Source organism: Thomasclavelia ramosa DSM 1402, from assembly GCF_014131695.1.
In the GTDB taxonomy this organism is placed as follows: domain Bacteria; phylum Bacillota_I; class Bacilli_A; order Erysipelotrichales; family Coprobacillaceae; genus Thomasclavelia; species Thomasclavelia ramosa.
Window position 1 is genome coordinate 2,143,431 of the sequence record NZ_CP036346.1, and the last position, 12,708, is coordinate 2,156,138.

Annotated in this window: 13 protein-coding genes; 2 read left to right on the forward strand and 11 right to left on the reverse strand. The window is 32.3% G+C overall.

The window, feature by feature from the left end; all coding sequences use genetic code 11:
• Window positions 1-29: 29 nt before the first annotated feature.
• Both EYR00_RS16115 and EYR00_RS16120 read left to right on the forward strand, forming a co-directional pair.
• Window positions 30-482: an HAD hydrolase family protein gene (locus EYR00_RS16115; protein WP_003536413.1), complete on the forward strand. Its 453-nt coding sequence runs from the start codon at window positions 30-32 to the stop codon at window positions 480-482.
• A 14-nt stretch (window positions 483-496) separates the two neighbouring features.
• Complete coding sequence (locus tag EYR00_RS16120) at window positions 497-880, forward strand: HAD hydrolase family protein (protein WP_003536412.1); 384 nt, start codon at window positions 497-499, stop codon at window positions 878-880.
• Window positions 881-1,299: 419 nt separating this feature from the next.
• On the opposite strand, the gene EYR00_RS10445 is transcribed toward EYR00_RS16120, so the two are convergent.
• The 11 genes from EYR00_RS10445 to ybeY form a co-directional block, all read right to left on the reverse strand.
• Window positions 1,300-2,052 carry a Nif3-like dinuclear metal center hexameric protein gene (locus EYR00_RS10445; RefSeq protein ID WP_003536411.1) on the reverse strand — a complete coding sequence of 251 codons (753 nt, stop codon included), beginning with the start codon at window positions 2,050-2,052 and terminating at the stop codon, window positions 1,300-1,302.
• Window positions 2,039-2,731: a tRNA (adenine(22)-N(1))-methyltransferase gene (locus EYR00_RS10450; protein WP_003536410.1), complete on the reverse strand. Its 693-nt coding sequence runs from the start codon at window positions 2,729-2,731 to the stop codon at window positions 2,039-2,041. Before EYR00_RS10450 ends, EYR00_RS10445 begins: the two co-directional genes overlap by 14 nt.
• A gap of 1 nt (window position 2,732) precedes the next feature.
• A complete protein-coding gene (gene rpoD / locus EYR00_RS10455; protein WP_003536408.1) occupies window positions 2,733-3,986 on the reverse strand; it encodes an RNA polymerase sigma factor RpoD in 1,254 nt (417 codons plus the stop codon).
• A 3-nt stretch (window positions 3,987-3,989) separates the two neighbouring features.
• Window positions 3,990-5,744, reverse strand: a complete 1,755-nt coding sequence (gene dnaG, locus EYR00_RS10460) for a DNA primase (protein WP_003536407.1) — start codon at window positions 5,742-5,744, stop codon at window positions 3,990-3,992.
• A gap of 15 nt (window positions 5,745-5,759) precedes the next feature.
• A complete protein-coding gene (locus EYR00_RS10465) occupies window positions 5,760-7,133 on the reverse strand; it encodes a glycine--tRNA ligase (protein ID WP_003536405.1) in 1,374 nt (457 codons plus the stop codon).
• Between the two features lie 158 nt (window positions 7,134-7,291).
• Window positions 7,292-8,206, reverse strand: a complete 915-nt coding sequence (locus tag EYR00_RS10470) for an alpha/beta fold hydrolase (protein WP_003536403.1) — start codon at window positions 8,204-8,206, stop codon at window positions 7,292-7,294.
• 2 nt (window positions 8,207-8,208) lie between these two features.
• On the reverse strand, window positions 8,209-10,053 hold the full coding sequence (locus EYR00_RS10475) for a YgiQ family radical SAM protein (RefSeq protein WP_003536395.1): 1,845 nt from the start codon (window positions 10,051-10,053) through the stop codon (window positions 8,209-8,211).
• A 94-nt stretch (window positions 10,054-10,147) separates the two neighbouring features.
• Entirely contained in the window at window positions 10,148-10,894 is a 747-nt protein-coding gene (recO, locus tag EYR00_RS10480; protein WP_003536393.1) for a DNA repair protein RecO, read from the reverse strand.
• The gene (gene era / locus EYR00_RS10485; protein WP_003536391.1) at window positions 10,884-11,774 is read right to left on the reverse strand and encodes a GTPase Era; all 891 of its coding nucleotides are present in this window, start codon (window positions 11,772-11,774) and stop codon (window positions 10,884-10,886) included. Before era ends, recO begins: the two co-directional genes overlap by 11 nt.
• Window positions 11,753-12,169 (reverse strand): cytidine deaminase, encoded by a 417-nt coding sequence (cdd, locus tag EYR00_RS10490; RefSeq protein WP_003536389.1) that lies wholly within the window; start codon window positions 12,167-12,169, stop codon window positions 11,753-11,755. Before cdd ends, era begins: the two co-directional genes overlap by 22 nt.
• Window positions 12,170-12,246: 77 nt before the next feature.
• Complete coding sequence (gene ybeY / locus EYR00_RS10495; protein WP_003536388.1) at window positions 12,247-12,708, reverse strand: rRNA maturation RNase YbeY; 462 nt, start codon at window positions 12,706-12,708, stop codon at window positions 12,247-12,249.

Sequence of the window (12,708 nt, forward strand, 5' to 3'; positions counted from 1 at the left end):
ATGTTATAATTTATACATGGAGAAATTATATGGAAAAAAAGATTATATTTTTTGATGTTGATGGCACACTCGTAAGTGATACCGGCGGGATTGAACATGTACCTGAATCTGCCAAAAGAGCAATTGCTTTAACTAGAGCTAAAGGAAATTTAGTATACTTATGTACTGGGCGCAGCAAGGCTGAAATCTATGATTTCATTCTTGAATGTGGAATTGACGGAGTAATTGGAGCTGGCGGTGGCTATATTGAAATAGGAAATCAAATGCTCTATCATAAAAAAGTGACAAATAAAGCAGTTAATCATATGGTTGACTATTTTGATACTAATAATTTTGATTACTATGTTGAAAGTAATGGCGGTTTATTTGCAAGCAAAAATCTAGTTAAAAGACTTGAAAGAATTATATATGGTGATTATGAAAATGATCCTCAGGCCAAAGCTCGCTATGAAAAAAAGACAGCCATTTTATTAACGCTCTAATTGAAGGTCAAGAGATGCGTCGTGATGACATTAATAAAGCCTGCTTTTTAGAAAATCCGAATATTCCATTTAATAATATTATTAAAGAATTTGATCGAGAATTCAATGTAATCCATTGTACTGTTCCTGCTTTTGGTGATAACAGTGGCGAATTATCAGTCCCAAACATCCACAAAGCTAATGCTATTGAAACATTAATCAACTACCTAGGAATTGAACGTAAAAATACTTATGCATTTGGTGATGGAATGAATGACAAAGAAATGCTTGAATATGTTAATATTGGAATCGCCGTCGGCAATGCTAAAGAAGGTTTAAAAGCAGTTGCTGATGAAATAACTGACAATATAGATAATAACGGTATTTACAATTCTATGAAAAAGCATAATTTGATTTAAACATATAATTGAAATATAATATTATTAATTAAGACTGTATTGCCGTAAAGGAATCGAATCATTGGGTTCCTTTCTTTTTTTATAGTTGATTGATTTTTAGAACATAAAACTATTTTTATTAAATAAAATAAGAGTAAAATTTGAACATATTGTACAAATTTCTAATTCATATAATCGATATCATCACTTAAGTGCCTAACTAGGTTCCCTAAGACCATATCCTAATAAAATTATCCTCAATATCAATATTTTAAACAGTTATTTTAATACAACTAAAAACACACATCCCATTATATGCTTACATCAATAGCTCCAATTATGTTGTAGCATAAAAGTCAAAAACCAAGATACCTACTTTATGTAAATATCTTGGCTATAATTACTTACATTCAACTTTATGACATGCATCAAAATACTTTTTAATAATATGAATAATAATCCTGACTATTCGCTTCTTTTACAGTAATCCCAAGATTACTCAATAAACTAGCAAGTCGCTTTTCCATAATTACTTCAAGATGATGAGGAACATCGATTAAGACAATATCATGATCCAATGCATATTTAGCATGACGATGTTTACTATCACCCGTTATATATGCATCCACTCGACCAGCTAGCTGTTCAAGATCATCGGCCCCACTACCACCACAAATAGCAATTGTTTTAATCTCTACTTCTTTACCAGCAAGACGTACTGGTACATTAAAAGTATCTTTAACTTTCTTAACTAACTCGCTAGTCATACAAGGCTGATTTAAAAGTGCCATTTTCCCCACTTGAAATTCATCATAACAGCTAACATCATGAACACCTAAAGCATTAATAAGCCAATCATTCATCGAAATACCATCTTTGCCTCGATCAAGACAAGTATGTAGGCTATAAACAAGAATATTGTTTTTTATTGCCATTTCAATAAACTTTCCATGATGATTATGGAAATCAAGATTCATTATTTCTTCTAGCAAAAATGGATGGTGTGTAACTAACATTTGACAATTTTGATCAATTGCCTTTTGAAGACTTTCTATATCAGCATTTAATGCAACCATTATACTTGTTACTTGTTGATTACAGTCACCTACTTGAATTCCACATTTATCCCACGACATTTGTAAGTTAAGTGGAAAGATTGATTCCAAATAATTAATTATTTTAACGGCATTCATGGAGCACCTCTTCAATCATTTTCATTTTATCAGCAATTTCATGATAACGCGGATGATCATGTGGTAATGTATTTTGAATCTTTTCATAAACTTGATACTGTTTTTGCCATTTTTCTTTAAACAATGGAGTTTGATTGTTGATTAAAATTGGTCCAAACTCTTCATCCTTACGATTATATGTAATTGCTTTATTCTGTCTCGCTGTAACTACCATCACCTCATATATATGCCCAGCATCCTTAACCATCTGTTCATCAATGATGATCCAATCATTAGCAAATAAATATTTACGTAAATGATCATTATTGGCATTAGCTTGTAAAAACATCAGTTTAACATTTCTTAAATACTCACGATGCTCTTCAAGAATCTCACTAATTAAATAAGATCCCATTCCAGCAATACTGATCATATCCACTTCACGATCAAGAATTGGGTTCAGCCCGTTTCCCAATAGTGCAAAAACTTTATCTTCTAATCCATATTGTTTGATTGTCTCTTTTGCGGAATCTAATGGTCCCTGTGCTACATCACAAGCGTAAGCACAAGTTATAATCTTATTTTTAACTAAGTAGCATGGCAAATAGCCATGATCACTTCCAATATCTGCTAAAACACTTCCTTGTTTATATTTACTAATTACATCAGCAATTAGCTGTAATCTTTTTGATAGTTTCATTTTAACGATCTAAGAAGTCTTTTAATCTTTTTGAACGTGAAGGATGTTTTAATTTACGAAGTGCCTTAGCTTCGATTTGACGAATTCTTTCCCGGGTTACACTAAATTCTTTCCCTACTTCTTCAAGCGTTCTAGTTCTTCCATCATCTAAACCAAATCTTAAGCGTAATACTTTTTCTTCACGATCAGTTAATTCTAATAAGACTTCATTCAATTCATCTTTTAGAAGTTCATTAGCAGCATAATCATCTGGCGACATTGCACCTTCATCTTCGATAAAATCTCCTAAATGAGAATCATCTTCTTCACCTATTGGTGTTTCCAAAGATACTGGTTCTAAAGAAATTTTTTGTATTTCACGAACTTTTTCTGGTGTCATTCCATCCATTTTTTCAGCAATTTCTTCGGCACTAGGCTCACGCCCTAATTCTTGAATCAATTGACGCTGAATTCTTGTCAATTTATTAATTGTTTCTACCATATGTACAGGAATACGAATTGTTCTAGCTTGGTCAGCAATAGCTCTTGTAATAGCTTGACGAATCCACCATGTTGCATAAGTTGAAAATTTAAATCCCTTAGTATAATCAAATTTCTCGACTGCTTTGATTAAACCCATGTTACCTTCTTGAATCAAATCTAAAAATAACATTCCTCTTCCAACATATCTTTTAGCAATCGATACAACTAAACGTAAGTTAGCAGCAGCGAGTTCCTTTTTTGCATCTTCATCTCCTTCTAAAATCTTTTTAGCAAGGTCTATCTCCTCATCATGAGTAAGCAGTTCAACGCGTCCAATCTCTTTTAAATACATTTTAACTGGATCATTGATCTTGACATTACTTCCTAATTGATTTTGATCTAATTCCGCATCAGCATCAGCAACTTGATACATATGAATCGTATCACCTGTCATCATATCGAAATCACCAGCAAAATCTAAATCTGGAGTATCACCATCTAATCCTAAATCATCATCTAGTCCTAAATCATCATCTAATTCAGCAGGTACACCAGCTAATAATACTTCGTCTTCTACATCTAAATCATCTAATCCATCATCAGAAATAACAATATCATTATTTCCAATAAATTCTAATAGTTCCTCTGCAAGATCATCATTTAAATCATATGTAGATAAATAATTATCAATTTGATCTTGTGTTAATACACCATCTTCTTTTTTAGCATCATTTAAAACAATTTGCTTTAAATCATCAAATGATACTGCAGTTACATTTTTCTTTTTTTTCATATATTACTCCTTGTCTTTTAATGCTATGATTTCTTTTAATATTTGCGCCTTTTGTTTAGGATCAAAAGTATCTGCCAATGCTTTTGTTAATTCTTCTTTTTTTACCATTACAGTTTTTTCTTTAATTGTTTCAATATAATCATCAATGGCTTTAGTATCTTTTAACTTAGGTAATCCTAATTGCGATATCTCAATTATATTTTGAACCAAGTTTTCATCTTCAATACTACTGATTAAATCAGCAACCTCTAATACAACTTCTTGACGATAATAATCAATAATATAAGAAGCAATGATTCGATAAATATCATTAAACATAAAACCTGCTTTTGCCTCATACATCATTGCGACATTTTTATCATTCATCATATAGTATAATAAATCACGTTCCGCTCTTATATATTTATCCAATAATCGCTGATTTTGAAATTTTGGTATTTTAGGTGGCTCTGCTGTCTCAATTCTTACAGCTGTATTTTGATTAATTAACTGGTCAATAATGTTTCTTGAAAAACCTGATTTTTTTTCTAATTGCTGGATATAATGATCTTGATCAATAATATCATCTAATCTACTGATTTCTCTGGCAATTGTTTCTAAATAAGATTTACGATCTTCATAATTATCCATGTTTGTCATTTCATAATAATAATTCATCTTAAAATCTAATGAAGATAATGGTCTTTTTATTACAGCGTTTAATTCTTCTATACCACGCTTATCCAAAATTTCATCAGGATCCAAATTATCTGGTAAATCAACTACCTTAACGATGAAACCAGCACTCAATAATATATCAATGCTTTTAATTGTAGCATTTCTCCCAGCCTGATCACCATCTAAACATAAATATACGGTTTTACTTAAACGTTTTAATAAATTTAAATGCCCATGTGTCAAGGCGGTTCCCATAATTGCTACTGCATTTTTTATTCCAGCCTTGTATAATGCAATAACATCCATAAATCCTTCAGTAATAATGATATAACCCGCTTGTCGTGCTTCTTCGCCAACGCGGTGATAATTATATAAAGTATCACCCTTAATAAAAATTGATGACTCGGGCGAATTCATATACTTAGATTCATTTTGGCTTTGTTTATAGATTCGACCGCTAAACCCAACGACACGACCACTAGCATCATGTAGTGGAAACATGATCCTGTCTGTAAAACGATCATATCCATTTGAAGCTTCAATAATCAAACCAGACTCAAACATTGAAACCTTATTAAAATTCATTTTTTCAAACGCCTTTAATAGTACATGATTATTAGGGGCGTATCCAATTTCAAAGGTTTCAATAATTTCATCCGTAATTTTACGATTATTTAAATATTCTTTAGCTTGAATCGCTAACTTAGTATTCAAGTAATGATTATAAATTTTATTGGCTTCATCATGCATACGATACAGTGGTTCTAACTTTTGATCGACCGGCTTAACTCGACTCTCTAAATTATATTTACTTATATCAACGTTACCAATATTAGCAACCATCTTGACGGCTTCAATATATGGTATTTTCAAATAATCCTTTAAAAAAGTAAAAACATTTCCCCCATGATGACAGACAAAACACATAAATATTTGTCGTTCTGGTGAAATTGACATCGATGGATGGCTGTCATCATGGAAAGGACATATCGCTACATAATTACGGCCTTTTTTTTCTAAGGGAAGATACGTGCCAATGACATCAACAATATCAACACTTTGCCTAATTTCATTAATTTTCTCTGATGATAGTCTCGGCATTAATGTTCCTCCTTATTAGAATGTGATCTTTTTACTAATATAATCAACTAATTGATTAATTGGTAAACGAATTTGTTCCATTGTGTCACGGTCACGTACAGTTACTGTCTCGTCTTCCATTGTATCAAAATCAACAGTTACACAGTAAGGTGTTCCAATTGCATCTTGACGTCGATAACGTTTTCCAATTTGTCCAGCAACATCATATTCACAATTAAAATATTTTGCTAACTGACCATAAATTTCAGTTGCTTTATCACTTTGTTTTTTGGTTAATGGCAAGATAGCAACTTTAAACGGTGCCACACTTGGATGTAATTTCATTACAACTCTAGTTTCACCATCTTCTAAAATTTCTTCCTCATAACTATCACAAAGTACTGATAAGAAAAGACGATCAGCACCTACCGAAGGTTCAATAACATAAGGAATATATTTTTCATTAGTTGTTGGATCTAAATATTCTAAAGATTTTTTAGAATGATTTTGATGTTGGGTTAAATCGTAATTAGTTCGATCAGCAATTCCCCATAATTCACCCCAACCAAATGGGAAATTATATTCAACATCACAAGTGGCTTTAGAATAGAAGGAAAGTTCCTCTTTTTCATGATCTCTAAATCTTAAATTTTCTTCTTTTAATCCTAAATCAAATAAAAACTTTTGACAATATGATTTCCAATAATCAAACCACTCTAAATCAGTATCTGGTTTACAGAAAAATTCTAATTCCATTTGTTCAAATTCACGCATTCTAAAAATGAAGTTTCCTGGTGTAATTTCATTTCTAAAAGCTTTCCCGATTTGACCAATTCCAAATGGCACTTTTTTACGTGATGTTCTTTGAATGTTTTTAAAGTTAACAAAGATACCTTGAGCTGTTTCTGGTCTTAAATAAACCACATCTTTTGCATCTTCGACTACACCCATTTGAGTTTCGAACATTAATTTGAATTGTCTTACATCAGTGAAGTTGCTTTTCCCACAATTAGGACAAACAATATTGTGATCCTTGATATATTTTACTGTCTCTTCACTAGACCATCCTTCACTATGAACACTCGGATCATAAGCTTCGATTAATTTATCCGCACGATGACGGGTCTTACATTCCTTACAATCAATCAAAGGGTCAGAGAATCCACCAACATGTCCACTCGCTTCCCATACCCGCGGATTCATAAAAATAGCTGAATCTAATCCTACATTATATGGTGATTCTTGAATAAAACGTTTCCACCACAATTGTTTAATATTGTTTTTCATTTCAACACCTAAAGGACCATAATCCCATGTGTTTGCTAAGCCATCATAGATTTCAGAACCCTGATATACAAATCCTGAAGTTTTTGCATGACTTACTAATTTATCCATATCTTTGCTTGCCATAATTTACTCCTTATATTCATGTTATTTTAGATATATAAACAATGAATGACTTGAACACAGTCAAGTCAAATAAAGGCAATAATTTGTTTAATATCTATTTTTTCGTGCACATATAAAATACCCTTATAGTAGTTATTTGTCAACCAACTATAAGGGTATCAAACAAAGGTTCGCTGATTCAACCAATCAAGTACATCTTTATACACTTCAAGACGCTGTTGATCGTGTAATAAATCATGATGACTACGATCATAGAGCGATAAAGTAATATCTTTAACTCCTTGATGACTAAGCGCTTCATATAACCATTTAGGCCCTACGCCAAATTTGCCAAAAGGATCCTTAGCACCAGAAATTATCAAAACTGATAAATATTCAGGTATTTTTTTTATGTTTTGGATAGTAGAAACTTTTTTTATTAAGCCAAACACTTCTTCATAAGCGTTATTAGTATATGTAAAATCAGTAAACGGATCTTGCTGGTACTGTTCTAACTCTCGAGCATCACCAGTAACATAAGTTGCATTTTTAGTACGAGAAATTAATTGATTGATAACATTTTTACGAACCGTTTTGGAACGATGCATATGTCCTTTAAGCATTGCATCCCCCTTAATAATTAGTTTTCCAATCAATGCAAAATGAGGTTTGCCACAGGTTCCCATTAATATAGCACCTTGGATAAAGTCCCCATATTGTGCCATATATTGTCGTAATACTAATGAACCAAGTTGATTGCCAATCATAAAATATGGTAAATCTGGATACCGAGATGCCATAATATTTCGCAAGCGATGCATATCTTCAACTAATGTCTTTGTTGCATCACCAATCCCAAAATAACCCTGCTCATAATTATATAATGAAGTCCCATGACCCGGAAAATCACTAACAACGACAACAAAACCATCGTGAGCTAAATATTCAGCAAACCGTTCATAGCGCCCTGAATGCTCTCCCATTGCATGATGAATCTGGATAATAGCCTTATAGCGAATCATTACAGTCGGTAAATATATATCAAAATTGACATGTGTTGCCGTTGCTGATGTAAATTTTTCACTATATTTCATAGCTAATTTCTCCTTTTCTTTTGATAGTTATTTTTAGCCTGATAAGAGCGCTGATTATTATTGCGACGAGGTCGAATTAAACAATTCTTCCCAAACCCAATTAAATCTTTTCGGTTTGCCTGCACTAAAGCTTCATACACTAAATCATAATTCTTTGGATTACGATATTGTATCAATGCCCTTTGCATTGCTTTCTCTTTTGCCGTCTTTGGAACGTATACTTCAGACATATCACGAGGATCTAAACCAGTATAATACATTGTCGTAGATAAAGTTCCAGGAGTCGGATAAAAATCTTGAACCTGTTCTGGCTGATGATGAATATCCCGTAAATATTCTGCTAATTCAATCGCATCATCAAGTGTACACCCAGGATGTGATGACATTAGATACGGAACTAAAAATTGTTTTTTGTTGTATTCTTCATTTAATTGATAATATTTATCAACAAATTTCTCATATAGTCCTCTCCGAGGTTTTCCCATCTTATCTAATACCTGATCACTAATATGTTCCGGAGCTACTTTTAACTGACCACTAATATGATTTTGAACTAACTCCTTAAAAAAAGTATCATCTTTATCATACATTAGATAATCATATCTAATTCCTGAACGAACAAAAACCTTTTTTACGTTTGGTAATACTCTTAGTTTCCTCAATAATTCTAAATAATCCTGATGACTTACTTCTAGATTATTACAAGCTTTAGGCCATAAACACTGTTTAGTCGGACATGCACCATGTTTATTTTGCTTCGAACAAGCAGGCCCTCTAAAGTTTGCAGTAGGTCCTCCAACATCATGAATATATCCTTTAAATTCAGGATCCCAAACCATTTTGCTAGCTTCACTAATAATTGATTCATGCGAACGCGCTTGAACAATTCTTCCCTGATGAAAAGCCAATGCACAAAAGTTACAAGAACCAAAGCATCCTCGATTACTAATTAAAGAAAACTTAACCTCATCAATTGCAGGAACATGCTGCTTATAACTAGGATGACTATCACGGTTATAATCATATGAATAAGCACGATCAAACTCTCTTTGCTTCAACGGACGATTAGGCCTATTTTGAACAACATACCATCCTTGATACGGTTCTACTAAAGTTTTTGCATTAAAATGATCAGTATTTAAATACTGAATATGAAAAGATTTTGCATAAGCTTTTTTATTATTACAAATTTCCTCATAGCTTGGCAACATAACTGGCTCGTGAGCATCATCGAGATTTTTCGTTTTAAAAACAGTTCCATCTAAATAAGTTAAATATTTTATTTCCAAGCCGTTATCAAGTGCTTCAGCTACTTCAATAATGCTATTTTCACCCATTCCATACAATAATAAATCTGCATTAGCATCAATAATTATCGATTTACGTACTTTGTTGTCCCAATAATCATAATGTCCTAAACGTCTTAAACTAGCCTCAATCCCACCAATAATAATATTAGCATCTTTATAAGCTTGGCGTGCCATTTGACTATACACGATTACAGCGCGATCTGGTCTTTTAAAGCCTTCACTTCCGGGTGTATATAAATCTTTATGACGACGTTTTTTAGCTACTGTATAATGATTAACCATTGAGTCAATATTTCCTGATGAAATCAAAAAACCTAATCGTGGTTTGCCAAATTGTCTAAATTCTTCAACATTATGCCAATCCGGCTGTGCTAAAAAACATACTTTAAACCCGTGACTCTCTAAAGTTCGGCAAATTATTGCTGCACCAAATGAAGGATGATCAACATAAGCATCCCCACATATATATACAAAATCTGGTTGTTGCCAACCCCTTGCTTCCATTTCTTCTCGATTTATTGGTAAAAATTCACTCATGATCATTCCTCTTTCTTTATTTACATATTATATACACAATTTTACAAAAAATAAATAAAATCGACAAAAGTTGATAAAGTTTTGTCGATTATTTCTATAGATTATTGAATTGACGAATAAACTTACGACTTTGAAACGTAATCCCCGTAAATTCATCAATATAAGCCTCCATAATAGGCATCAATTCATCGATTATATTTTCTTCTAGATGAAGCATATCAATATTTTCTAATTGCCATTTATTAATATAGCGAAAACCTTTTAAAACATCAACTGTTAATTTTTGATCATACATTCCAATACATTCTTGACAGACAAATCCACCACTATGAATTGAAACTCCAGAAATATGATCAAGGCGCCCACAACTGACACATTGATCAACTTCTAAACTTGAACCTGTTTTTTCCATAATAAAGGCATTAAATAATAAATAGACCAATTTAGGATTATATCCGGTCTGTAATGAACGTAATGCTAATAACAGCGTATTATATATAGTCTCATCAGGATCATTATCCTTAGTAAATTTATAAACAAACTCACAAAAATAACTTGCATAAGCTTCTAATTCAATATCCTCTTTAATATAGCGAAAATATTCAACTGGAGCGCCTTTGATCAAATTTGATAAACCACTTCTAGGAATAAAAGTAAATTCTGACAAAGTGATAGTTTGACAAGAAGGGGCATTTTTACTTTTTAACTTCTTTACCCCTTTCGCTATTAATGCCAATTTGCCATAATCATGAGTATAGATCCATAGCAGCATATCATTTTCTTTATAAGGCTTATTTTTTAAAACTAGTCCAGTAATATTTTCTTCACCATTAATAATCATCTTCGTTATATCCAAATTCTTTTAAATATTTTTGTTTGTTGCGCCAATTATTTTCAACCTTAACAAACAACTCTAAATGAACTGGTACTTGTAAAAAACGTTTCATCTCGCGTTGAGCATTCTGGCGAATCTTTTTGATCATCGTCCCTTGTTTACCTACAATAATTCCCTTCTGACTTTTACGATCACAAACAATTGTTGCAATAATTTCTACACCCGCTTCATCTTCCAGCATTCTTTCTATCACAATTGCAACACTATGTGGTACTTCTTCTTTAGTAAAATAAAGAATTTTTTCACGAATAAATTCAGCCATTACAAAACGCTCTGGGTGATCTGTTAAATGATCTTGAGGATAATACATATTCCCTTCTGGCAAATATGCTTTTACCGTTTTAAGTAATAAATCAATATTATCATTAGTAGTTGCACTAATTGGAATAATTTCTTTAAAATCAAATAATTCCTGCCACTCCTGTAATTTTTTAATCAGCTCTTCTTTTGAAACAGTATCAATTTTACTTAATACTAAAAACACCGGCCCATCGGCTTCCTTTAAGCGCTCAATAATAAATTTATCTCCACGTCCAATTTTTTCATTAGCCGGTGCTAAAAATAAAACTAGGTCAACGCCAAAAATGCTATTTAAAGCGGTTGTATTCATAAATGTTCCCAAACGATCTTGCGGTTTATGAATACCTGGTGTATCCATAAAAATTATTTGGGCTTCATCATCGGTATGAATTCCTTGAATTGTATTTCTAGTTGTTTGAGCAACATCAGACATGATAGCTAATTTTGTCTCTAAAATACTATTTAATAGTGTCGATTTTCCAACATTAGGACGACCAACGATACTTACAAATCCTGATTTGAACATGTTAAACTTTCTCCTATAAATGCCCGCGGCAATAATTCTTTCATTGTTGTTATTTCATAACTTTCACGATTAGCCAAAATCACTGGACAATCTTGTGGTAATAGTTCCATCAATACTTGGCGACATGCTCCACATGGTGAAACAATCTCATCACTACCTGCCACAATTGCCAGCTGTTTGATATCAGCTTTACCATAGCCATTGCTATACGCACCATAAACAGCATTACGTTCTGCGCACATAGTTGAACCAAACGCTGCATTTTCAATATTAGTCCCTAAAAAGTAATTTCCATCTCTCATCTCAATACATGCCCCTACTTTGAATTTTGAGTATGGACTATAAGAATTTTTCGCTGCTTCAAAAGCCTTTTCAATTATTGTTTTTACATCCATAAAACCACTTCTACTCAACTTAAATCATGATATTGAGTATTTATCCTTTCTAAGTCTATAAATTAGCAATAAACTACTTATCGTCTTGTGATATTTAAAGCATCTAAAATTGATTTTTGCATTGCAATCATCTGTATTTCGTCTTCTTCTATCATGTGATCAAACCCTAAAAGATGTAATAATCCATGGGTAAATAAAAAACACATTTCACGCTTTAAATCATGACCATATTCTTCAGCTTGGACTTTAGCATGATCAACAGAAATAAAAATATCTCCGATACTTCTTGGCATCCCTGGGACATAAAACTGCTCATTATCTTCTAATGCAAAACTAATTACATCTGTGGCCCGATCTATTTTACGATATTCTTTATTTATTTCGTGAATTTTAGAATCATCTACCAAGATGCATGATAATTCTAAATCTTCTTCAATTCCCAATTGTTTTGCAGCTTCATTGATTATTGAACGATAATCATCAGTATAATCTTCATTAAAACCAGCTGCTTCATTTATCAATGCAAAATCGATTTCCAT